Raw genomic sequence first — 24395 nt, forward strand, 5'->3', positions numbered from 1 at the left:
ACATAATCAAATAAAAATAACGATGGATAAATTTAAATCAAGAACCTGCAATTTTACTATTTACAAAGCCAATTATTTTAGGTATAATCATATATGCTTACAATAAGTTATGGCGATCGTGGTGAAGTGGTTAACACATCTGGTTGTGGTCCAGACATTTCGTGGGTTCGATTCCCATCGGTCGCCCCATATAAATAATTAAACGTTCAATTAAGTTAAAGATAATACTTATATGAACGTTTTTTTGTATTCATTCTTGATTCAAATACAGTCTTAAATTATGCTATACTAAATTTACATAAAAGAGGGACAGATGATGAGTGAAGAAATGATGGTATATTGTATAATTGGTGGATTAGTTTTATTATTGGTTATTTTTCTTTTTATTATAAATATTCGTCGAATTAAAGCAATAAAAGTAAAGTTAGCAAATGAATATGGAAAACCACCCGTTTGGTCGTTAGATGAGAGAGATTACAATAGTATGAAGAATCTCCATCGTCATGGTTCTCAAAGTAATAGTGACATGATTGATGATATTACCTGGAATGATTTAAGCATGGATTCTATATTCAAGCGAATAAAGAATACGCAGTCTAGTGTTGGTGATGAATACTTATATCGTCTTTTACGCCAACAGAAAAATGAGAATCTTAACCATTTTGAAAAAGTCGTACAAGCATTAGATTCTGATGAGCAGAGACGACTGAATATACAGTACAGTTTTTATACTATTGGTCGTCATACTGGTAATAAACTAGTAGAGACATTAAATCACACGGATTCATTTCCTAAATTACCATTAAAGGCTATTCTTATAGTTACCTTAATTGATTTATTAAGTATTGTCTTAACCTTTTTCACTCCCGAATTTGGTGTTATAGCAATCACAATTTGTTACATTCTTTCAATGTTTTTATTTATCTATGCAATTAGAGTTATTTACTATACAACTCTTAGTATTCAAATGATTTCAAGTTTAATCAAATCTGCTAGAGTGATAGTGAAAGAAAACATACCAGAGTTAAGTCAGGAAACCAATCAATTGAAAGAACTATTAAAAAAATGTAACAGTACTGGTAAATTAGCTGATATTTGTAATCTTTTGTTAATTGGTAACAATAAGAATCCTTCTGGAAATATATTAGCTGTAATTCTTTGCTATTTTGGTTTCTATGCACTAGCATACCAATCCGTTGTAAAGAAAATAAGTAAACTATCTCCAGAGTTATTAGAACTTTATGAAATCATTGGATATCTTGAATCAGCAATTTCTGTTGCATCGTATCGAAAAAGTTTAAATTATTATTGTCACCCTACCCTTATTGATGACAATATAGTAAACTTTGAAGAAATTGTTCACCCATTATTGAAGAAACCTGTTGCTAATACACATAAGATTCATAACAAAATTATGATTACTGGATCTAATGCAAGTGGTAAATCAACCTTTGCGAAAACATTAGCAGTAAACGTTATTCTTGGTCAGTTAATCAATACATGCTTGGCAAAATCATTTCAATTTCGTCCATGTACACTGTATACTTCAATGAATTTAAAGGATGATTTGGAAGCAGGAGATAGTTTCTATGTTGCAGAAGTAAAATCGCTGAAACGCTTGTTAGATGAATCTGCGAAAGATGAGTACTCGATGTTATTTATTGATGAGATATTTAAAGGCACCAATCTGATTGAAAGAATTTCAGCTTCTACAATCATACTGAAAAGGTTAGCAGAAAATGATTGTTTCGTTTGTCTTACTACCCATGATTTGGAACTGGCAGGCTTATTAAACTCATTATACGATAATTATCATTTCCAAGAAGAAGTTAAAGATGATGAGATATATTTCAATTATCTGCTTCAACCTGGTATTACTACTGGTAGTAATGCGATTAAACTGTTAAATTATTGTCACTATGATAAAGATATTATTGATCATGCGCAATCAATGGCAGACCACTATCGTAAAACTGGAGAATGGTCATAGTAACTAGGGATATACCACTGTATCCCTTTTTTATTTTGATAATCGATTGACAGATGTACCACCACTATTCATTTAAAGTGAATTATGCTATTATAAACACATCTATGAAAGGAGAATTGAAATGATACTTATGCTTGCTCTTGCAGTAGCTCCATGCAAAGTCTAGTGGGACGAAGTTGCATGGAGGCAAATTACTAATTTGTCCCTAGACTTTGCTTTTTATTCAATAATGAAAAGGAGCAAAGAAAATGAAAACAATTAGAAAAGATATTATTAATTTAAAAGATTACTTAGTTTTATGGTCAACCCAGTTCTTGTCAACTCTTGGTAGTTCAATGACAAGTTTTGCACTTATCCTATGGTCATATCAGGCAGAAGGTTCTGCATTAACAACTGCAATTCTTTCAGTTTGCTCATATGTACCATATATACTGATGAGTATGATATCGGGTGTAATCAGTGATAAATGGAATAAGATACTAGTGCTTATAACTTGTGATAGCATGGCTGCTATTTGCACTATCATTACACTTAAATTATTAAGTGATGGGAATTTAGAAATTTGGCACTTATACTGTTTAAATGCAGTGAATGGCTTTATGAGTTCATTACAGTCCCCAGTTTCTGAAGTAGTTATAAGTTTATTGGTTCCTCAGGAATACTACCAGAAAACCAGTGGATTACAATCATTATCAAATTCACTATCTAGTATTATTACACCAATGCTGGCAGCTGCCCTATTAAGTTTTGGAAGTATGCAATTAGTAATTATGGTTGATTTAACTACCTTTATAATTGCTACTCTTACACTTTTATTTTTTGTGAAGATTCCAAAATTGGATACAAAGGAACAAGAAGAAAACATCAGTTTTACAGAATCAGCAAAGTTAGGTTTAAACTTTCTAAAGGAAAAGAAAGGTATCTTCTATCTGATGTTGTTTCTGGCGATGATCAATCTTACTGCATCTATGTACAACGCTGCACTTCCTGCCCTTATTCTCTCAAAGATGAGTAATGGAGTGGTGTCACTTGGTACTGTGCAGACTGTTTCCGGAGTCGCTTTATTGATAGGTAGTTTAATTACTACTGTTGCACCAAAACCACGAAGCCGAGTAAGGGTTATTTGTAATACTCTTTTAATATCAATGAGTACAGAGAATTTCTTTTTAGCATTTGGTAATTCGACTTACATTTGGAGTGTTGGTGCTCTTATAGGCTGGATCTGTATCCCACTTATGAGTGCTAACATGAATGTAATATTTCGTGAACAAATACCAATTCATCTGCAAGGAAGAGTTTTCTCAATAAGAAATGCATTTCAATTTTTCACCATACCTATTGGTTATTTCTTAGGTGGATTCCTAGTAGATTACTGCTTTGAACCATTTATGAAGAATCAGCAACCAAATAGTTTACTAACACAAATATTTGGAGCACAGAAAGGTTCAGGAGCTGCCCTATTATTTCTTGTATTAGCAGTTTTAGGAATCGCTACCTGTCTAATCTTTCGCAAAAATAAAGAGATATGGAAATTGGAAGAATAAAAACAAAAGTCGTTCATTGAGTTTATTGAAAACAATGAACGACTTTTATTGTTATAGGGTACAAAGTAAGGCAGGAAGATAGGAAAGGGATATTTAGGCCTTACTTTGTATCTTTATTATATCAAACTTGTCAAATTTTAAGTATTTATGTTATGTAACTAACAAAATAAGTTACCAATCTTAAAATAAAAAGTTCTCAAACGAGAACTTTACTTAATTGCTAGGATTTCTACGTTTACAACGTGTTTGTCACTGGCATTTTTTTCAATACTTAATACTTTACATTTAAACTCTTGAATATCATCTTCTTTAGATGAGAATGTATTAATTTTAGCAATATCCGATTTAGAAATATCCCCTACTACATCTTCATCTTTGGTAGTTACAGTAAAGTCTTCACTGATCAATAAAATCATTTCTTTTTCAATTGTTGAAATAATTGCCTGACGTTGTTTATTTGCAGTGTTGATAAGATTTGTTTCTAATACAGTAATTGTTTCAATTGCTGCTTTTGGTTCCATCTTTTCTTTCATTGTCTGTACTTTATCTTTTAGATTACCACTAGGCTTAAATTCAATCTTTTCTCCAACTGCTTTTAGAGCACTGATTGAGCCCATTGCTGTAAGAATAAAAAACAGAGTGACAAATAAAATTACAACTCCTAATAAAATATTAATTGTAAATGCATAAATACATAGAACCCCAAAAGCGATTGCTGCAAGTAGTTCAAGTATAAAGCTTTTCTTTAATTGCTTAGCACTTTTCCATTCCGTACCTATTTTTACTTTGTCCTCTTTTACAGTCCATTCTGAATTATTGTTACTCATATCTGAATTGTTATTACTCATACACATCTCCTATTTTGTCAAAGTAATTATACAAACTAAAACCTTCTTTTACAACAACAATTTCACAATAAACACAAAAAGAGGCATTTTATGCCTCTTTATCCTCCTTTAATTGTGCAATTATAGAATCTTTCAGTTGTGGTGGTACTTCATCATAACGATCAAACTCTTGTGTATAGAAGCCCCTTCCCTGAGTAATTGCTCTTAAGTTTGTTGGGAAATCCAGCATTTCAGCAAGTGGTGCTGAAGCAGAAATCACCTGTTTGTCATGCTCCATATCCATTCCAATAATCATTCCACGACGTTTATTGATTTCTCCAATAATCGTTCCTGTATATTCGTCAGGTACAACAATCTTAAGATTTACGATTGGTTCTAATAAAATTGGATTTGCCTTAGGCATTCCCTCTTTATATGCTAGTGATGCTGCCAATTTAAATGCCAACTCACTAGAATCTACATCATGATATTTACCATCGTAAAGTGTTGCTTTTACATTTACTACCTTATAACCTGCAAGAACTCCAGCCAGCATAGATTCACGTAATCCTGCTTCTACTGCTGGGAAGTAACCTTTTGGTACTGCTCCACCAACAACGCGTTGTTCAAATACCATTTCCTCTTCATCTGGATTTGGTGAGAACTCAATGAATACATGACCAAACTGACCATGTCCTCCTGATTGTTTCTTATGTCTACCTTCTGCCTGTACTGTCTTTTTGATTGTTTCACGATAAGGTACTTTAGGATCACTTAAATCAACATCTACTTTATATCTATTTTTCATTTTTGATACAATCACTTCTAAATGCTGTTCACCAACTCCATATAGTACGATTTGTTTTGTTTCTAAATTATTATCAATCCAGCATGTGCAATCTTCTTCTAATACTTTTTGAAGTGCACCATTTACTTTATCATCATCATTTTTTGTTTTTGGACGAACTGATTTACCTAATAAACCTTTACTGAAATTGATTCCATCTACTGCATACGAATGTCCTTTTTCACAAAGCGTATCATTGGTTTGCGTATATTGCAGTTTAACAACTGCTCCAATATCACCTGTAAATAATTTACCAACTGCTGTCTGGTGACGACCTTTGATAATGAAAATCTGATTAATTTTTTCAGTTTCATCTTTTTTAGAATTATAAACTGTTGTATCACTTGTTAATACTCCACTTAATACTTTTAAGAATGAAATCTTTCCAACAAATGGATCTACAATTGTCTTAAATACAAGACTTGTCATTGCTTCATCTTCATCGGTTCTTAACTCTTTGGTATTCTTTGTTTTTGCATCATTTACAACAACAGTTCCATGTTCTCCATAAGTTGGGAAGTATTTAACAATCAAGTCCATCAGTCTTTCAATACCAACTGAAAGGTTTGCTGAACCACTAAATACTGGAACAATTTCACCATTACGAACACCAATTCTTACTCCTTTAGTAAGTTGTGCTTCACTGAATTCTTCACCACTGAAGTATTTTTCCATCAGTTCATCATCACCCATGGCAACTGCCTCTGATATTTGTGCTTTATAAGTGTCTACTAAATCACGATAATCTTCTGGCACATCATAAGCTGTTTCTCTACTTGCTTTATCACCTTTGAAATACCAAACTTTATCTCTTAAGATATTAATGGAACCAACGACATCACCATTTTCAATAACTGGTACCTCAAATGGAATAACGGCTTTTCCAAAACTATCTCTTAATGCATTATAAGTTTCTTCAAACGAAGTATTTTCTTCATCTAGTTTATTAATAAAGAAAATAGAAGGTACTTTTTTCTCCTGTGCATGTTCCCATGCATTGATTGTTCCAGATTGTACTTTATCTTTTGCACTTACAACAATTAATGCATTGTCACAAACTTCGACAGCTGCTTCCTGTTCACCAATATAATCAAGATATCCTGGTGTATCTAAAAAGTTGATTTTGTAATCTTGCCATTCAATTGGAACAATTGATGTATAAATACTCATTCCTCTTTTGATTTCTTCACTATCATAATCAATTAAACTGCTTCCTTCACTCGTTTTGCCAAAACGATCACTGGCTTTGGTAAAAAATAACATTGCTTCTAGAATTGAGGTTTTCCCTGAGCCACTATGTCCTAATACGCTGACATTACGTATTTCACTCGCTTTATAATCTCTCATATAAACCCTCCTATCCTAGCAATGGTCCAAGCTCATCCATTAATGACTCACGTACATAATGTATTGCTTTTCGACCATCTTCATCTTCAAGTTCTTTGTCTGCTCCATAATCTAGTAATTTTTCCACTAAACCAGCGTATCCGGCGTATGCAGCACGCATCAGTGCTGTACATCCATTATTATCTGCCAGATTTACGTTGGCTTTTGATACTAATAATAAATCAATCACATCTTGCTTATATGCAAGACAAGCTTCCATTAGTGCTGTTCTTCCTTTTTCATCTTTTAGATCCAGCATTAAGTCTCCTTTTAATAATTCCTTTACAACTCGATCATGTCCTAAAAATGATGCACGCATCAAAGCTGTTCTTCCTTTAATATCCTGAATATTAATTTCTGCTCCTGCTTCCATTAATTTCTTAACAATCGTTTTGTTTCCTTTTTTAGCTGCACCCATAAGAGCAGTCCTACCAATACGATCACGTAAATTAACATCAGCGTCATTATCAATTAGAATTCTTACGACATCTTTAAAATCACGTTTTGCTGCACGCATTAAGATGGTACGTCCTTCCTCGTTTTGATAATTAATATCCAATCCCTTTTTCATCTGTGCGACTAATGTCGTAACATCTCCTGTTGCTCCACAGTCCCACATTATCTTCATTTGTTCGTCCATGTTTCCACATCCTTTCACTAAAAAATAGCGAAGCACTCTCCGCTATTCCTGAAACAAACAAAAAAATTGTGTGACAACCATTCCTTCTGCTTCTCTTACCTCGTTGTTCATTGTCATCACACCTTTCTTACATCTAATATAACAAAATAATACCACTGTTTGTTGCAAGTGGTATTATTGGTTACTATTTTGGAATTTTTGAATTAAGTTTCTGATTTCTTGAGGTGTTTCATCCGTGAAATCTAAACGAAACAAATCTATCTGAAGTTGTTTATATTCTTTTAATTTTGTAATCTGATCATTTACTTTATGATGATACATATGCATAATGCAGTTCTCATCTCCACGTAACCAGAATTTCTGCTGGAATGTATCCTGCAAGTAATAGTCTTTTACTTTACATAACTGACAGTTTTTCTTTTTACCATCACTACATAAACTATTAACTGCACAATACTTCATACTCATTAGTTTGACTTTGCCATATAAAACTACACCAATATCACCAAATGTATGATTACGTGTCTGATACTCACTAATCAGTTCTTTTGTTTGCTCTTGGCTTAATTCCTGTGAAAGATAAATATGTTTGTTGTTTAAGTGCTGTAAGTATTCTAAAGCATAAGAATTATGAACATTTAAAGAATAATCTAAATGATATCCTTTGTTGATTCCACCAATATCCCCTACCATAGACGTTTCTTCAGGATAGGATTCAATTACATTTGGGGTACGATAATGTACATACTTAGACTGAGCGTATTTTTTATAGATACTACTGTCATCAATGTAAATATGAATACCTGGGTACTTTATTGCTTCAATTAACTGTTCTTCCTTTAATACAGTTACTTCTAGGCGTGTTTCACTACTTTCATGAAACCTAAGTGGTGGCAATGACAATAGCTCTCCATCACGCTGAAATTGCTTCTGTACCTGTTTATATAACAAATCAAGTGCAGTTCTTCGTAACTCATTAAGTACTTTGATTGGAATAAACAGTCCATCATCCAATTGGATGTCCAGTTGTTTGAACTGATAGATGGTATCTCCTGTTTTCATTAGTTTTGATTTGATATCTTCACTTAGTGCTGCACGGTTAGTTGCTTCACTCACTATCTGTTCACTATTTACATTTACAAAGTTTCCATAATCATCCCAGACTTCCAGTTGGATTACTTCATTAAGTTTTAAGATAACTCTTCCATAGATTGATTCTTTTCGTGGTTGTTTCTGATATTCCTGTTGAATCTCTTTCTCTATCTGAACATCTTTTGTCTTAACCACCTTTGTACCTTTGCTTACTGGCATGTCTCTTGTATCGATTTCAATAACTTCCCCTGCTTTCGCACTTGCTACAAGCAGATCATCTTTATACATACGATTGATTTGAAAACCAATATCTTCTTTCATTAGAAATCTTATTCCATCATGCTGATGCAGTGGTTGTATTAGTTTAATTCCGATTCGTTGTTTATTTACATAAATTACACTACCTAATTCAATACCAATATGGTTTGGCCTTTCATAATTCATTAATTCTTTTGCCTGCTTTGAAAACAAATGTCCTTTGGTATAATCTCGATTAAATAAAACCTTTAACTTGTTCATTTCTTCTTGCGAAACTTTGTTACTATGATTATCCAATAATGAGCGATATAGAGATGTAACTTCTCCTACATATTCACTGCTTTTCATTCTTCCTTCTATTTTTAAAGAATCAATTGGTAATTGCTTTAATGTCTCAACATCATCTAAAAGATTAATATCTTTTGGACTTAACAGATATTTACTTTTTATGATTTCTTTATCTTCTCTTAATAAGGTATATGGTAACCTACACCCTTGTGCACACATTCCACGATTTCCACTACGATTATTATTCATTGCTGAAAACAAACACTGGCCTGAGAACGAGATACAAAGCGCACCGTGGACAAATACTTCTTTTTCAATATCAATATCACGAAATGAAGAAATCTGCTCTTTTGAGCATTCTCGAGCTAATACAGCACGTTTGATTCCCTGTGATTCAAGAAATAATAGTGCATCTTTATTATATACATGCATCTGGGTAGAGGCATGTACTTCAAAATCCGGAAACTGAGTACGAATATAATACATAATTCCTAAATCTTGTACAATTAATGCATCCACCTTTAATTCATACAATTCCTTTATATAGGCAAAACACTCTTCTAGTTCATGTTCATACAATAATGTATTTAAGGTAATATAAACACGCACATGATATCCATGTGCATAATTAATAATGTGTTCTATCTCTTCCATCGAGAAATTTGCAGCATATGCTCTTGCACCAAATTTATATCCACTCATATAAATTGCATCAGCACCATTTTGAATGGCAGCATATGCACTTTCGATTTTTCCTGCTGGAGATAACAATTCAATATTTTTCATGAGGTTATTGTATCACATTCCATTTATTTCCAACACACTCCTACTACTTTTCTAGTAATTTTTGTACTATAATGTATATGATATATTCATAAGAGGAGGAAACCTATGTTAGATATTTTTAAAAATCGGTTCAGTGTTCGTGAATACAATAGCGAAATTGTCAGCGAAGATGAATTGAATCAGGTTCTTATGGCAGCACAAAGTGCTCCTACATGGAAAAATAAACAATGCTTTGATATCATAGTAGTTGATGATAAAGATACATTAAAAGAAATTGGTGAAATTGTCAGATACAACCCTAGTAAAAGTGCATATCATAACGCCAGTCACTTACTAGTCTTTGTAGCAGATCCAACCAGAAGTGGAAACCGAGATGAAAAACCATATTACATGAGTGACACAGCAATTGCAGTTGAACATGCAATTCTACAGGCAACTGCCTTAAATCTTGGTACATGCTGGGTTGGTGTATTCCCCGAAGATACATTAAAAGAAAAACTCGGAATACCTGAAGAACTTAGAATTGTGGCATTAACACCACTTGGACATTCAAATGAAGAATATCAAAAACGACCACGTCGTGAATTATCGCAAATCATTCATAAAAATAAATTTTAGGAGGAAGAAAAAATGAAAAAACCCACAGACACATACACCTTGAATAATGGTGTAGAAATCCCATGTATTGGATTTGGGACATGGACAATCACTGATCGAGATACTTGTATCTCTGCAGTGCAAGATGCACTAAACGCTGGATATCGTCATATTGATACAGCTCAGGCATATCAAAATGAAGCATTCGTTGGTGAAGCAATTGCTAACAGTGGAGTAAAACGTGATGAAATTTTTATTACATCAAAACTGTCAAACAAAGTAAGAGGTTATGATGAAACAATTCAAGCAGTAGAACAAACATTAAAAGACTTGCAAACTGATTACCTTGATTTATTCCTGATTCACTGGCCAAACCCAATTGCCTTCCGTGATAACTGGAAAGAAATGAATGCAGAGTCTTATCGTGCAATGGAAGACTTAAACAAACAAGGAAAAATTCGTGCAATTGGTATTTCTAATTTCCGTAAGCATCACATTGAAGCACTTATGGAAACAGCAACAGTGAAACCTGTTATCAACCAAATTGAATTACACCCTGGATTATTACAAGAAGAACGTGTAAACTATGCTCATGAACATGATATGCTGATTGAATCATACAGTCCTTTAGGACAATCACGATTGATTGAAAAACCTGAATTTGATGTATTATGTAAAAAATATAATAAAGCAACAGCACAAATTATCCTGCGTTGGCAAATTCAAAAAGGACACTTGCCGTTGCCACGTTCAACTAATACACAACGTATCGCAATGAACCTGGATATCTTTGATTTTGAATTATCTGATGAAGATATGAGTTATATGGATGGTCTTACATTTGAAGGATTGGATCAAGACCACGATCCTGACACAGCAACATTCTAAGAAAAAAAACACCGCAAGGTGTTTTCTTTTATGACATTTTTATAATTTCATAGCGATCATTGATTTTAAGAACCGTGAATGTTGCAGTTGTTTTTAAATCATCTTCTGCTACATCAGTATCAGCATATGTAATGTTTACAGTTATTGTAAACCCTTCATACTCATCTGTGCTTTCTTCATAAGTCCCTTCTTCTTCACTACCAGTAGATGTGGTAAATTCTTCTGTAGTAGCTTCAGTTGAATTAACTTCTACTTTTGTAACTTCAGGTAAATTCTCTTTTCCATGTTCATCAATGATTGTCTGATAATTTGCATATACATAATTCATAGCAAATACTTGGAAATCTTCTCTATTTCCTTCTGGAAGATAAGTTAATCCACCAACTTCTTCAGCACTTCCCTTATTCTTAAGGGTAAAGAAATTTGCACTGAAGTTTTGAACTACTGATTTTGCAATTGCTTCATCATCAGATTTTAATGCATCTGTCAGTTCGTTATATAATTCGTATTGATAGTCCGTTGGATTCGCTGGAACTTCATATACATCATTTGCTTTTAGTTCTTCTTTTGTTTCTTCTTTTTTAGTTTCATCTTCGCTGTCACTTCCGCCACATGCTCCCAATACAAACAACAGGGACGCCATAACGATAACACTTAGTTTCTTCATAAAAATCCTCCATGGTTATTCATGTAAATAATATTATAACACAACTTTCCTCTTTTCAATCTTTTTATTGTGATATAATAGTAGAAGTTTAGGAGAATTTTATGAATCAAGTAGCGACAAATTGGAAAGATTATGAATGTATTGATTGTGGTAATGGAGAGAAACTGGAACGTTGGAAAGACGTTGTTTTACGCCGTCCTGACCCTCAGGTGATTTGGCCATTAGAGAATAAGGATTCTTTATGGAAACATCCAGACGCTCACTATCATCGCTCTAAAGCAGGTGGTGGTCAATGGGAATACTTAAAGAAAATCCCTAGTGAATGGACTATTCAATATAAACATCTAACCTTTAAGGTTGCCCCAACCGGATTCAAACATACAGGATTGTTTCCAGAACAGGCAGCAAACTGGGATTATATGATGAACAAAATCAAAAACAGCAATCTGGAAGAGATTCGTGTATTGAATCTATTTGCCTATACTGGTGGTGCGACTCTTGCCTGTGCCAGCGCTGGTGCTGAAGAAGTAGTTCACGTAGACGCAAGTAAAGGAATGGTACAGTGGGCCAAAGATAATATGAAACTTTCAAATCTTTCACATAAGAAAATCAGATTTATTGTGGATGATGTTATGAAGTTTGTACAACGTGAAAAACGTAGAGGCCGTACATATCATGCAATTATTATGGATCCACCAAGTTATGGCCGTGGACCTAATGGAGAAATTTGGAAAATAGAAGAACAACTATATCCACTGATTCAGGCATGTCTGGAAATTCTAGATGATGATGCCTTATTCTTCCTTGTGAACTCCTATACAACAGGATTTAGTGCAACTGTACTACACAATGTACTTCATGCTACTGTGTTAAAACGATTTAATGAAGGTATCTTATCATGTGGAGAAATTGGATTACCAATTACCCTTAGTAAAACGATTCTTCCTTGTGGGATTTATGGAAGATGGGAAAGAACAAACGATACTATATTATAAGCAAAAGAGGATGATTTCTTAATTGAAATCATCCTTTCTTTTACTTATTATTTTTATACATATTCTTTTTAAATCCATAGGTTACAAATACACCACTCAACAATAATAGGAACATAAAATAGTTGCTATTTGTTGTATCACCAGTTCTTGGTGCTTTGCTTGGTCGGAATGTTACATTCTTATCTCTTGTAGGCGTATCAATTGATGGTTTATCAGGAATTTTATCATTTTCGAAACTCAATGTAATTACAGATTTTTGATTATCTCTAATTTCAAAAGTAATTTTTTGGCTATTTAAAACATAACCTGTTGGTGCTTTTGTTTCTTTGAAGTAATAAGTTCCTACTTCCAGCCCAGTATAGATAACTTTTCCATTCTCATCACTCACTAATCCTTCTTTTATTAAAGTATCATCTGAGCGATGCAAACTAAATGTTGCACCCGATAATGCTGTTTTTGTTTGTGCATCTAGTTTTATCAGTTCTACATCTCCTGTTACTTTTGTTTCTTCATATACATTCACAAACTCAACAATGGATGCAGATGTTAAATCATCTCCTGCTACATTTGTTACATCAAGGGTTCCATCACCATTATCACTTATCTTATAAGTTCCTGTATATACTTTTGTTGAATAAGTAATTCCAGTAATATTACCTACTTTCTCAACTATCTTATATGTGTACGTTTGATCTTTGTCACTCAAACCATAGTTAAGAGTGTTGAATGTTATTATATCTTTTGTGCCTGATGTAGGAGTAATAGTTTTTGAATCTATCAATACATCTGACCCACTGTCTACTCTATATAATTCAAATGTAAATGTATCATTTTTTTTGAAATCTCTTCCACTCATTGTCTTTGATGCGTTGAATGCTATGTTTCCATCGGAACCATAAATATTAGTGAAATCAACAACTGTTGCCGATGTTAGGTCATGACCTGAATCCCTTGTAATTGAAAGAGTTCCATTCCCAGTATCTGTTATCTTATAATCTGCTTTATATTCAGCTGTTGAATATGTTATACCATTTATATTCTCTTTTTTCTCAACAATCTTATATGTATATGTTTGATCTTTATCTGCTAATGTATAGTTTATTTTATCAAACACGATTGGTGCAGTAGTTCCACTTGTTGGAGTAATTGTCTTTGAATCAATTTTCGTTACAGTTGACCCTACTACTTTGTATAATTCAAAAGTAAATGTATCTCCTGATTGAAAGTTTCTTCCATTCATTGTTTTCGTTGCATTGAATGTAATGTCACCTGTAGCACTGTAAGTGTTTATAAAATTAACAATTGTACCAGAGGTTAAATCATGTCCTGATTCTTTTGTAACCAAAAGGGTTCCATCACCATTATCTGTAACTTTATATACACCCTCATATACCTTTGTTGAATAAGTTACACCACTGATTGTATTCTCTTGTTTTTCCTTTATTCTATATGTATATGTTTGGTTTTTATCAGTTAATGTGTAATCTAATTTTTTGAATACAATAGATGCTGATGTTCCACTTGATGGTGCAATTGTTTTTGAATCAATCAATGTTTCATTTACACCATCAAATTGATATAACTCAAAAGTAAATGTATCACCAAACTTAAAATCTCTTCCACTCATCGTTTTCGTAGCATTAAATGTAATATCTCCAGTTGCAGCATAAGTATTAACAAAATTAACAACTGTACCAGAGGTTAAATCATGTCCTGATTGTTTTGTAACAGAAAGAGTTCCATTGCCATTATCTGTAACCTTATATTCACCTTCATATACTTTCGTAGAATAAGTTACCCCACTGATTGTATTTTCTTGCTTTTCTTTAATTCTGTAGGTATATGTTTGGTTTTTATCAATTAATGTATAGTCCAACTTTTTAAATGCAATGGATGCAGATGTCCCACTTGTTGGAGTAATTTTCTTACTTTCAATCAACGTTTCAGTTGAACCATTTACTTGATACAACTCAAAAGTAAATTCATCACCTAGCTTAAAATCTCTTCCACTCATCGTTTTCGTAGCATTAAATGTTATATCACCATCTGCTGTGTATAATTTATTTGTTATATTTCCAACATCAACAATCGTTGGTGACGAAGCTGGTAAACCATCTCCTAATGTAAATGTATATTTGGTGTCTGACAACACGTATCCATTTGGAGGGGTAACTTCTTTAAAGTAATAATTTCCTGCATCTAAGCGTAATACCTTTAGTTTACCTTTTGATAATAAAATACTTCCTACAGTTAGCGAATCACTACCAGTGTCATCATGTACATACCAATCCTCACCACTAATAAGCGTTTTTGTAAATCCTGTTACTTTTGTTGCATTATTAATATCTGTATCATACTTATATAACTCAAACACCGCACCTGAAAGAGCATCCAATGTTGTTTCATCAACTTTTTTAAGTTCCACTCCTCTAGGTTCATTATTAATTAGTTTATAAGTAATTTTGTCATCCGCTACACTAAATTCAATTCGTTCATTTTGTCCACTATAAAACCCACTTGGTGATACTACTTCTTTTAAATAGTAATTACCTGGAGCTAATTTATTAATAACAAAGCGACCAGTACCACTTCCTGTAGTTAATGTTTCAGTTGCTCCAGTGTTACTGAATACATATTTTCCATCTGTATAATCAAATTTTAATGGTGTTGTTCCACCAACTTTATATACTTCAAAGCTTACATTCTCTAAATATCCATTTATTGCAGTATCATCGTCTTTGTTCTCTGAATTTCCATAAGTACTATCCGCTTTATAAATAACCGCATCTCCGTTAGTTGGTTTACCACTAATTGTACCACTCCATCCATTTAATGCTTCAGCACTATATTCTTCAGTAGACCATCCTCCACTTACTCTAAAACCATTTGTTACTTTTTCTACAGTTCCAGTTTCATTTTGATCAACTTTTACTCTTGTTGTAACATAGCCATTATAAGTGAATACTGGTGGATTTGTTTGATAATATACTTTTGAATCAATACATGCTTGACTCAATTCTCTCCATTCAGAAAGTTTTAATTTTAAGTTATTGCTATCTATTAATTCATCACCTTCATCTGCATTATTATCAATTCCTTGTTGAATCATATAATCTGCATTTAATTTGATTGCATCAATTTCATCCTGTATTTTTTCTAAGTCATATACATCACCATATTTTACATAATTACCACTCGATGGTGAACCAAAGTTCGCAATTAGCCTTTCTCGTTCATTACCTGAACCATCATCTTCTAATATAATAGTCCACGTTTTTCCTGTAGAACGAACACTTGCTTCAGCAGCAGCCATTGATGCTGATGTAGTTCCAGGATCAATAAAAGTAAATCCCCTGTTCTGTGCTGCATTACCAGAACCTATATTAATATAACTTTCACCACTCATTGTAGTTAAATTTGATTGGAATGTACGGTTTGTTGTATTATTATGCAAATATATCGGTACTCCAAACTGTACCGCTACTCCATTAACTCTCCATGATGCTTCTGGATAAGCATTAAATGTCTGATGATAATCTACATACTCTTCAAAAATTAAATCTTTATATGTGTAAGGTTTAGATATAGAAAATTGGGTTGAAGCATAATCATTAATCAGTACTTTCCAATCAATTAACTTATTATCATCGTTATAGATGCTAAAACTTTTTCCACTAGGTTTAATTTCCGTACCAATGCCTGGTTTATTCCCAACAGGAGGATCTACTCTTTCTATTTCCGCTACTGTATCTTCACCACGATTAATAATAATTGATTCTCCTGCTTTTGTGCCTGACATAGTTGCAAATCCATCCATCGTTCCTTTAATATCAGTTAGACTTGGTAAATCTATTGTAATGTCCGGATCAAATGTAATAACATAAACTAACTTATATTCTCCATCCTTAATTTTTTGTTTTTCTACGGTTCCAACAGCTAATTTTTTACCATCATCACCATAGAGTATTTTTTCACCAAAACTCATTCCACTTACAACACTATCTGGACCTTTAATAGTACAAATATCAAAGTTAATGAAATCTCCCTTTTCGAAACCTATATCAGCAGAGTTTATAAGTGACCAACTCATATCAAAGTAAAATGTTGGTGATCCATATGTTTGTAAATCAAGCGCTGGCTGTACTCCTGAACTAACTCCTCCAACTTCTTCATAAATTGAAGTCTTTGGTCCTCCGTGATACGAAGCAACAGATAAAGTTAATTTATCTATTTCAAACTTTCCAGACACATTCTGATTAGGTGTTCCACCAACATAAAGCGGTTGAATGTTATTTGTACTATCATTAACTACTTCTTCCATCTGAAGATACTTTGTGAATTCGGCATTATTATGATCATAAAAATATAACTCTGCACTTTCTTTAGCATCTAGTTTTACATCAATTGATAAAGTACCATTTAAGTTTGTATAACTTTCTGCATTATCATCCAACTTAAATGATAAACTATGGTTATCTTTATCTATAACTACTTTACCAACTTCACTACCATTAATATTAGTTAACGATATTTCTTCGCTAGTTAGAATATTAAGTTCAGTTGGAAAGTATAAAGTTTTCTCTCCTTCAAAGTCATTCTTATTATCAAAGTTCCAGTTAAAGTTTACTTTTACATTTTCATCTTGTTGAAACTTCTCTGGAACGCTCCCATCCTCTTTTGTTATTTCTATTTGGTTAATCCACTCAATTTCTTTTGCGTGAATGTTTATTCCTGTATTACTACCTATAAATGTTGAGACTAACATAATAGTAGCAAATATTATTTTTGAAATCTTCTTCATTGTGCCCTCCTTAATGTAAAATTTCATACTTATTTTTCTATCTCCACTTGAAGTTCATTTCCTGCATAATCATAAATATAAAATAAATCATGCACTCCTACTGGACTATATATTGATATGGTGTTTGTTGTTTCGTCAAAGTAATATTCATGTGCTACATTGCCATTTCGATAATGTACAATCGCTTGTGGATTGATATTTGATAAGTCATCATACAAATGTAATGTGAATTGAAATTCTTCTTTTGTAGAATATCCATCTGGACTATCTCGATCAATATTAGTAATTGTAAACTCATACTCATCAATAATCTTGTCATCCTTCTGCAACTGAGCAATATGTGTTCCATTATCACTTACTTCTGTTGTCTGAACTCCATCAATTAATATATGATCATAATTATCATTACTTGTTTGTACATCAACACCTACGTTTTGATTTGTCCATGTATCATCAAATGATACATTTGTAATTGTTGCTAAATCTTCTTCTTTCTCAACCACTTTTTCCTCTTCTGGTGCAATAGCTGGTGTAACTTCAATTATTTCCTTTTCTTCAGGTGTATTATTGTTAATAATTCCATATCCACCAATTAACGCTACCGCTACTGCTGCTCCTATCGCAAGTTTTGTTTTTAGTGCTATACCAGTTGCGGCAGCAGTTCCACCAATAATCTTCTGTAATAACTCAGGATCTTCTTTTATTCCATTTGTGCATATATCATTTAATGTATTGTACGCGCTTTGAAGAACCCCAGGTGTAAACAATAGAACACCATAATTTTTTGGCGTTATTCCTTGTCTTTGCAAGTCGCTTTTTAATGCTTTTTTGATTTTATTCAGCCTTGAACTTACTGTTCCTCTTGGAATTTCTAAAACAACGGAAATTTCATCTAATGGAAGTCCTTCGTAATAACGTAAAACACCAACACTTTTCAGAGGAATGCTCATTCCATCAAGTGAATCCATAATTGCTGACATAATGCGTTTGTCTTCAATAATTTTAGAGACATCGGCTTGCTTCTCATCTTTGTAATCATCAAATGTATTATCATCATCCAAGATTATGTATTTCTTCTCTTTTCGTGCAAGATTCAAACATTCGTTATAAGCAACTCTTTGAATCCATGCATGGAAAAATTTTGAATCGTTTAATCCATTTAATTTGTTATAGACTTTAATAAACACCTCCTGCACAATGTCATAAGCAATATGGTCATCTTTAAAAAAGTGTTTTGAAATAAAATAGATTTTACTATAATAAGCTTTGTATATTTCGGTAAAAGCATCGGTATCTTTCTTTTTTGCTTTCTCTATAGTCTCAATTGAAACAAGACTATATATCTTCTCCTCAGTCATCTTTCGCCCTTCTTTCTAATCTCATACATTTATTAGTCGTAAATCTTTCATAAAGCGTTCACATTTTTGCTTATATTTTATAAAAATTGTCATTTGATTAAACGAACTCATACATATGACGGTAAGTTTCACTAAAAGTCTCACTTTTTTCACTAAAAAAACAAAAAAAATATGATTGATATTTATCAACCATATTTCTTTTATTAATTTAAGTCTTCACCATTACTTTGAATTACTTTTTTGTACCAGTTAAAACTATCTTTTCGATAACGGTTAAAAGTTCCTTCACCGTTATCATCAGCATCCACATAGATGAATCCATAACGCTTTTTCATTTCTCCAGTAGATACACTAACTAAATCGATACAACCCCAAGGAGTATATGCAATCAACTCCACCCCATCATTAATTGCTTCCTTCATTTGCTCAATATGCGTACGTAAATAATCAATGCGATACGGATCATGAATAATACCATTTTCAAATTTATCAGTAGCACCTAATCCATTTTCAGTAATCATTACAGGTACCCGATAACGATCATACACTTTATTAAGGGTATATCGTAATCCAACCGGATCTATTTGCCAATCCCATTCACTTTCTTCTAAATATGGATTGCGTGCTCCCCCCATAATGTTTCCTGATGTCTGATCAGCATCAGGATCAGAACTACGACATACAGACATATAGTAACTGAATGCATAGAAATCATGTAAGTTTTCTTTTAACAGTTTTTTGTCTTCTTCTGTAATATCTATTATAATTCCATTGTCTTGATAATATTTTTCTTGAAAATATGGATACTCTCCTTTTAACTGTACATCTGAACAAAAGCAGTTTCTTAGTAAATCTTCTTGTTGGGTAAGTACGATATCTTCTGGCTTACATGTTAGAGGATATAGTGTAATGTGACAGGTCATAGAACCAAATTGAAAATTTGGATTGATGCTCTTACCTAGTTGCACTGCTTTTGCGCCTGCGACAAGTACATGGTGTAATGCCTGAAATCGCAATTGTGCATTATCTGTTCCACCACCAAACGTCTTCATATCATCCGCAATGATACCACCTTGAACAAACCCACTTATTGGAAGTGACAGATTATTTATTTCGTTAAACGGAATCCAGTAAGTTACATAATCTTTATATCTTTCAAAAAGAACATTACATAACTTCATGAAACAATCTATCATTTTACGTGATGCCCATCCATTAAACTTCTTAGCTAAATGTAAGGGTAACTCGTTATGTGAAATTGTAACTAGTGGTTCGATATTGTATTTTTTTAATTCTTCAAATATTTTATCATAAAACAAGAGTCCTTCTTCGTTAGGTTTTTCTTCATCTCCATTAGGAAATATTCTTACCCAAGAAATAGAGAAACGGTACATTTTGAATCCCATTTCAGCAAACAATGCAATATCCTCTTTATAATGATCATAATGTTCTGATGCTTTATGAGAGGGATAGTATAACTGCTCACTCATATCTAAGGATACTCTCCTTGGGTTTTGATGAGTACCTACAGTAATTACATCAGAAACACTGATTCCCTTGCCACCGACTTCCCATGCCCCTTCAACTTGATTTGCCGCAGTTGCACCACCCCAGTAAAATCCATCTGGAAACTTTGTAGTTTTCTTCATTTATGCATTCTCCTTTGTTGATAAATAAACTAAATTATCTTTATTATCAGTTGTTCCATCTGTCTTTGAAAACTGAAATGTATAATTCTTACTATCTGTAATTACCATACACACAGTTGGATCAAATCCTTTTTCTTTGATTAATTGTGTATCAAACTCAACAAGTTTATCACTAGCTTCTATATAGTCACCTTCATTTACAAAACTAATAAATCCTTCACCATCCATTTTCACCGTATCTATTCCAATATGAATTAATATTTCCACATTGTCATCTGATAAAATTCCAATTGCATGTTTCGTATGATACAGTGATACTATCTTTCCGTTACAAGGAGCATAGATAATATTATCTTCTGGAATAACAGCTATACCATTTCCTAAATATCCTTGAGCAAAGGTTGGATCATTCACTTGTGACAGGGAAATCACATTACCTTTAACTGGACTATTTAATATGTATTCCCCACTTAATTTTGTTGTATATCCTGTGAAGTGTAAAATTACTACAGTTACAATCATTGAGACTGATACACCTAGCATGTAATAAACAAAGGTTGGTCCAAAGGCTAATATGATTGTTCCAAATGGTACAAATCCAAACCCTCCATAAGTTACGCTAAACAATCCCATAATAGCACCACCTGCTGCTCCACCTGCCATAACTGCAAATAATACTTTTTTAAACTTCAAAACTAATCCAAATAATACTGGCTCTGTCACTCCAATAAGCCCAGATATTCCTGTTGAACCAGCAATTGATTTTAAATCTTGATCTCTCGTTTTAAAAAATACATATAATGCTGCAGCTGCCATTGCAGCATTTGAAGCAGCACTGAATGGATACATGAAGTCATAACCTAATGATTCTAAGTTCATTACAACAATTGGAGTAAACGCAACTTGCATCCCTGTCGCAAGAATGAATGGATAAGTCAATCCATAGAAGAGTCCACCTAATACTCCAAACTGGTTATAAATCCAAACGAATCCTTCGGCAACGAAATTACCTGCAAATTGTCCCAGAGGCCCTAAAATCCATAGTGCAACTACTCCACCTATTAGTAATGACAATGTTGGTGTAACAATAATATCTACCATTTTAGGAACAATTCTCTTTAATCCCTTTTCAATCAATGACATAAAGTAAACTGAAATTATAATTGGAACTACTGAACTTGAATAGTTTTGTAATGTAATTTCAAATAAACCTAAATCAATAATTGGTGTTCCTGCTGACACCATCCCAATAAATGTAGGGTGGATCAGAATAGCACCTAATACTGCCGCCACATATGGATTACATCCAAATCGCTTACCAGAACTAAATGCTAGATACATTGGTAAGAAATAAAATGCTGCATTACTAAATACATTTAATAATTGGAAAATTCCCGATGCTGGATCTACCCATTCCAGTACTTGTAATGAGTATAGAACTCCCATAATCATCCCTGAACCAACGATTGCTGGAATAATTGGTGCAAAGATAGATGAAATCGTATCTAGAAATATATCCAATAATGAACGTATATTGAATTCTCTCTTGGATTTAGTTCCATTAGAATGTTCTTTTAAAGAAATTAATTCATTTACTTCTTTATAGCATTCATCTACTGCACCTTGTCCAATGATTAATTGCAACTGGCTAGTACGAAATACAACACCTTGTACTCCTTCAATTTCTTCTAATTTCTTTTCATCTGCTAACTTATTGTCAAATAATTCAAATCTTAATCTAGTTGCACAATGTACAACGCTCTTAATATTCTTGTCTCCTCCAACTGCTTCTACAATTGCTTTCGCCATATTTTTATAATTCATAATATGCTCCTTTCTTTTAAAAAAAGTCTATGTCAAAACTTGCAATAAGTTTTGCACATAGACTTTGCCTTTTCAGTAACAACTCTATTTATTTAACTATTAGTCATTTCTAATTAATCTTTGTATATGAACTGCTAAGTATAATTTTTCTTCATCATTTACTTTGTATTCATAATTATCCTCAACAAACTGTGCTATGTATTGAGCACCTTCAAATGCTTCTGGATAATTTTTAATAAAACTTTTCATAATATCTTCATCCCCGAAATTCACATGTTCGTCTTTCAATATACGTTGAGCAAAGAACTTCAGATGTGTAAGGAACCGATTGTAAATCAATGAATCTTCTTGTAAATCTAACTTTAATTGATACTTCACAATCTTCATAATCTGACCTGTGATTTTCATAATATTAGAAACTGCAAGATTCTGCTGATTTAACTTTGCGTCAATTACATGAATGACAACAAAGCCTGCTTCATCTTCTGGTAAACGAATATGTAATCTCTTTTCAATTAAATCAAGAGCATATAAACCAACTACAAACTCTTTTTCATATAGATTCTTGATATCCCATAATAGTGGATTGTTAACTGAATATCCATTCTCTAATCGTGTAAGTGTAAATGAAATATGATCTGCTAGCGTTACGTGAATACTTTCATTTAATACAGTGTTTAAATATTCTTCAGCGAAGGAGATGATTTTCTCAGATACTTCAAAATGTTCAACTGGAATTTCCCTCAACAATCTAGATATCATTTCTTGTTGATAAGTATCTTGTAATACAAATCTTTTTTCTATCTGTTTTTCATCGATCCAACTTCCCGGGTTTTTGTTGTATGCGATTCCTGATCCTATGACAATGACTTCTTTTAAATCATCATCATACGTCTGGACAACATTGTTGTTGTATTTCTTATAAATCTTCATATCTCCTCCTTTCTGACAAAAAATACCTGGATACAGATAAAACTATCTGCCATCCAGGTATCGCCTTTTCAGTAACAATCCTAAACTAAATATATTTATTGTTCCTTTACACTTATAGGATAGCAAAAGAAATATTTGATGTCAACGATAAATCGAAATTATGCAATTTACATCTCTGCTAGGATTTTATAAATCAATTTTGCAACTCCATCATTTGCATTTGAATCAGTTTCAAACTTTGCAACATCTTTCACTGCCTGTGGTGCTTGTCCCATTGCATAAGAATTAGGAAACCTTTCAAGCATTGGAATATCATTCATTCCATCACCAATAACAATAACTTCTTCTTTTTTATAGCCATAGGTTTCACATACTTGTTCAATCATATGACCTTTGGTTGCTTCAATTGAATTGATTTCTAAGTTATGAAGACTAGAAGATGTTGTAATAATACCTTCTATTGTCTCTAATTCTTGTAATACTTGTTCTCTTAACTCTAAATCATCAAAACGAGTTTCAATTTTTAAAATTGTTCTCTCTAAAATTCCTTCTATTGTTTTCTCAACAATTAGTGTATCAAAAAATTTGATTCTTTCCATGAAGCGAAGTGGATCTTCACGCATTTCTTTTGGTGCTGCTTTTTTTATTCGCTCAATCAGATGAGTTTTCAAATCATCACCACCATATAAAATACATCTACCTAAAGAAGTATAGTAATCTGCATCAAGTTCATACTTATCAATTACTGCTTGAACAGCAGCAACACTATCTTTTGATAATGGATTCGAAATTAATAGTTTTCCATCATTATCATAAAACTCAGCACCATTCAAACAAATAGCTTTTGGTTGCAGATAAGACTCTTCAATAGCCATCTGCACGCCATGATAATCTCTTCCACTTGCTGGCATAAATGAGATTCCTTTTGATCTCAACAACTGTACTGCTTTTCTATTCTCATCTGATAATACGTGCTGATCATTCAACAATGTACCATCCAAATCACTTACAAATAAACGAATCAA

The 24395-nt window shown here is 32.8% G+C and carries 16 protein-coding genes and 1 tRNA gene; 6 read left to right on the forward strand and 11 right to left on the reverse strand.

Annotated features, from left to right (window positions below; all coding sequences use genetic code 11):
• Positions 1-112: 112 nt before the first annotated feature.
• From J2S15_RS01375 to J2S15_RS01385, 3 genes are all read left to right on the forward strand, one after another.
• Positions 113-189, forward strand: a tRNA-His gene (locus J2S15_RS01375).
• Between the two features lie 127 nt (positions 190-316).
• Complete coding sequence (locus J2S15_RS01380) at positions 317-1990, forward strand: MutS-related protein (protein ID WP_307404739.1); 1674 nt, start codon at positions 317-319, stop codon at positions 1988-1990.
• Positions 1991-2238: 248 nt separating this feature from the next.
• Positions 2239-3534 carry an MFS transporter gene (locus tag J2S15_RS01385; protein ID WP_307404741.1) on the forward strand — a complete coding sequence of 432 codons (1296 nt, stop codon included), beginning with the start codon at positions 2239-2241 and terminating at the stop codon, positions 3532-3534.
• Between the two features lie 209 nt (positions 3535-3743).
• On the opposite strand, the gene J2S15_RS01390 is transcribed toward J2S15_RS01385, so the two are convergent.
• The 4 genes from J2S15_RS01390 to J2S15_RS01405 form a co-directional block, all read right to left on the reverse strand.
• Positions 3744-4382, reverse strand: coding sequence for a hypothetical protein (locus J2S15_RS01390; RefSeq protein WP_307404742.1), 639 nt, complete (start codon positions 4380-4382; stop codon positions 3744-3746).
• Positions 4383-4470: 88 nt separating this feature from the next.
• Positions 4471-6555, reverse strand: a complete 2085-nt coding sequence (locus tag J2S15_RS01395) for an elongation factor G (RefSeq protein WP_307404744.1) — start codon at positions 6553-6555, stop codon at positions 4471-4473.
• Positions 6556-6565: 10 nt separating this feature from the next.
• Positions 6566-7234 (reverse strand): ankyrin repeat domain-containing protein, encoded by a 669-nt coding sequence (locus J2S15_RS01400; protein WP_307404746.1) that lies wholly within the window; start codon positions 7232-7234, stop codon positions 6566-6568.
• A gap of 174 nt (positions 7235-7408) precedes the next feature.
• The gene (locus tag J2S15_RS01405) at positions 7409-9658 is read right to left on the reverse strand and encodes a U32 family peptidase (protein ID WP_307404748.1); all 2250 of its coding nucleotides are present in this window, start codon (positions 9656-9658) and stop codon (positions 7409-7411) included.
• A gap of 105 nt (positions 9659-9763) precedes the next feature.
• Between J2S15_RS01405 and J2S15_RS01410 the strand changes: the two genes are divergently transcribed.
• Together J2S15_RS01410 and J2S15_RS01415 are read left to right on the forward strand one after the other, a co-directional pair.
• Complete coding sequence (locus J2S15_RS01410; protein WP_307404750.1) at positions 9764-10276, forward strand: nitroreductase family protein; 513 nt, start codon at positions 9764-9766, stop codon at positions 10274-10276.
• Between the two features lie 12 nt (positions 10277-10288).
• Positions 10289-11143: an aldo/keto reductase gene (locus J2S15_RS01415; RefSeq protein WP_307404752.1), complete on the forward strand. Its 855-nt coding sequence runs from the start codon at positions 10289-10291 to the stop codon at positions 11141-11143.
• Positions 11144-11171: 28 nt separating this feature from the next.
• On the opposite strand, the gene J2S15_RS01420 is transcribed toward J2S15_RS01415, so the two are convergent.
• Positions 11172-11810, reverse strand: coding sequence for a ferrichrome ABC transporter substrate-binding protein (locus J2S15_RS01420; RefSeq protein WP_307404754.1), 639 nt, complete (start codon positions 11808-11810; stop codon positions 11172-11174).
• A gap of 101 nt (positions 11811-11911) precedes the next feature.
• Here J2S15_RS01420 and J2S15_RS01425 point away from each other — a divergent pair, with 101 nt between their 5' ends.
• A complete protein-coding gene (locus tag J2S15_RS01425) occupies positions 11912-12805 on the forward strand; it encodes a class I SAM-dependent methyltransferase (protein ID WP_307404755.1) in 894 nt (297 codons plus the stop codon).
• Positions 12806-12845: 40 nt separating this feature from the next.
• Here the strand turns inward: J2S15_RS01425 and J2S15_RS01430 are convergent, their stop codons facing one another.
• The 6 genes from J2S15_RS01430 to J2S15_RS01455 all read right to left on the reverse strand — a co-directional run bounded on the left by J2S15_RS01430 (position 12846) and on the right by J2S15_RS01455 (position 24395).
• Positions 12846-17606 (reverse strand): Spy0128 family protein, encoded by a 4761-nt coding sequence (locus J2S15_RS01430; protein WP_307404757.1) that lies wholly within the window; start codon positions 17604-17606, stop codon positions 12846-12848.
• Positions 17607-17635: 29 nt separating this feature from the next.
• Positions 17636-18964: an RNA polymerase sigma factor gene (locus J2S15_RS01435; protein ID WP_307404760.1), complete on the reverse strand. Its 1329-nt coding sequence runs from the start codon at positions 18962-18964 to the stop codon at positions 17636-17638.
• 203 nt (positions 18965-19167) lie between these two features.
• On the reverse strand, positions 19168-20613 hold the full coding sequence (locus J2S15_RS01440; RefSeq protein ID WP_307404762.1) for a glycoside hydrolase family 1 protein: 1446 nt from the start codon (positions 20611-20613) through the stop codon (positions 19168-19170).
• Positions 20614-22437 carry a glucose PTS transporter subunit IIA gene (locus tag J2S15_RS01445; RefSeq protein ID WP_307404764.1) on the reverse strand — a complete coding sequence of 608 codons (1824 nt, stop codon included), beginning with the start codon at positions 22435-22437 and terminating at the stop codon, positions 20614-20616.
• A 99-nt stretch (positions 22438-22536) separates the two neighbouring features.
• The gene (licT, locus tag J2S15_RS01450; RefSeq protein ID WP_307404766.1) at positions 22537-23370 is read right to left on the reverse strand and encodes a BglG family transcription antiterminator LicT; all 834 of its coding nucleotides are present in this window, start codon (positions 23368-23370) and stop codon (positions 22537-22539) included.
• 167 nt (positions 23371-23537) lie between these two features.
• A complete protein-coding gene (locus tag J2S15_RS01455) occupies positions 23538-24395 on the reverse strand; it encodes a Cof-type HAD-IIB family hydrolase (protein ID WP_307404768.1) in 858 nt (285 codons plus the stop codon).

The organism is Breznakia pachnodae, from assembly GCF_030814225.1.
Taxonomy (GTDB): domain Bacteria; phylum Bacillota_I; class Bacilli_A; order Erysipelotrichales; family Erysipelotrichaceae; genus Breznakia; species Breznakia pachnodae.